2 protein-coding genes are annotated in these 1627 nt (G+C 37.4%); both read left to right on the top strand.

Translation table 11 applies throughout. The annotated features are described in order from the left end of the window. Positions 1–93 precede the first annotated feature (93 nt). A complete protein-coding gene (locus tag AB1349_14200) occupies positions 94–1116 on the top strand; it encodes a site-specific integrase (protein MEW6558477.1) in 1023 nt (340 codons plus the stop codon). A 22-nt stretch (positions 1117–1138) separates the two neighbouring features. Next, on the top strand, positions 1139–1627 hold a 489-nt coding region (locus AB1349_14205), incomplete at its 3' end, for a zinc-finger-containing protein (protein ID MEW6558478.1).

A 1627-nucleotide genomic window follows, 5' to 3' on the forward strand; every position in this document is an offset into this window, starting at 1 on the left:
TAATTGATATTACGGTAGTGGGTTATCAAACCGGTAGGTTTGTGAAGGTTTCTCGGTAGAGATTCTTGGAAAATAACAAATTGAGGTGGTTTTATGGGCAGATCTGCACCAAGCAGAAAAAAACAAATAGAAATGGCTTTGAAAAGCATCTTAAGGCAAGGTGCTTCAAAATATCAGGCAAAAGAAGAATACCGGGCGGAAGCCCGGGCTAGAGGCGAAAAAATATTAACAGCAAAGACAAATTACATCCACTCATCAAAATGGTATGACAACGTGTTTAATGTAGCCCAGCGGTATATTAAGTTTGCTGACGAAAACGGCTTTGGTCATAAATATATAAATTCATATAACCACCAGGAGGCCGGAAAAGCTTTTTTCCAGGATTTATTAAACCGTGGAGTTAAAGATATCCAGGGTATTGCTTCGGCACTGCGAAAATTTTCAGATGCTGTGGAAAAACGATTTGGCGGAGAAATAAAAATTGTTCCAGATGAATTACGGGGAATGATTAACCAGGCCCGAGCAGCTGGTCAAAAAATACCGGTGACTAAGCAGGAAAGAATAGTCGATAGGGCTGGCTACAGGGTATACACTTCAGAGGAAATGACCAAAATTTTGCAGCATGTTTGGCAGCAAAAAAACGGGGATAGGTATGCAGTTGCTATCCGTGGTATGTCAGAACTAGGTTTACGTTCCAAAGAATGTGCTAAACTACAGGTACGGGATATTGATTTTGAAAAGGGTTTAATTCATGTAAAGTATGGCGCCAAAGGCAAGAGAGAACGCTGGGTGCCTGTTTCTAAACCATATTTAGAGGAACTAAAAAATATTTGCGAAAATAAAGGCAAAAAAGATTTTGTGTTTATTGTACCAGGAAGAAAATGGGAGAATCGATATAAAAATATCTGGAGTAGTTTTGAAAAAGCCTGTGAGGCAACCGGCTTAGAACAGCATAGAATTCACAATTTAAGGGCTACCTGGGCAAGTAAGAAATACTATGAATTTAGGGAAAAAGGAATGGACAGGGAAAAAGCCAGGTTAGAGGTAAGTAAAATTTTAGGACACAACCGTAGTGAGGTTGTGGACTGGTATATAGATTACAGTAAAGAAAAATGATTCTAATGGAGGAAGATTAATAATGGCAAACAGAAAAACAATCTTCCGACAAATCGATCAATTATTTGCTATGAGCCGTATTGAATCTGAAGTATACGATTCTTATCGGTATATTTGTATGCAATTTGCAGAGTATTTAGCTAAAAAACGTAATACTACAAAGTTTCTCATATGTAAAATTAAAGCGGAAGAAGTTAATGATTATTTGCAAAAAAGTTCTATGAGTGACAACCCAGAAATGAACCACATATATTGGTGTGCATTAAAAATACTTGAAAAGATTACTTGCAAACATTTTGGATTTGTTGATTGGGAATTGCCAGAAGAAAAAATTAAACCAAGGTGCCCGTATTGTGGGTCGAATACAAAACTGGTAGATAGTAAATTGATTTATGGTAAAAGTTATGGAATGGCCTATGTGTGCGAAAATTATCCGACGTGTGATGCTTATGTTGGAACTCATAAAGGAACAATATGGCCGCGTGGGACCTTGGCTAATAAAGAACTAAGA

Source organism: Elusimicrobiota bacterium (assembly GCA_040757695.1).
GTDB lineage: Bacteria > Elusimicrobiota > UBA8919 > UBA8919 > UBA8919 > JBFLWK01.

Excerpts from the sequence above, each read along its gene's own strand:
- AB1349_14200 (MEW6558477.1), top strand. The coding sequence starts at position 94 with ATGGGCAGATCTGCACCAAGCAGAAAAAAACAAATAGAAATGGCTTTG.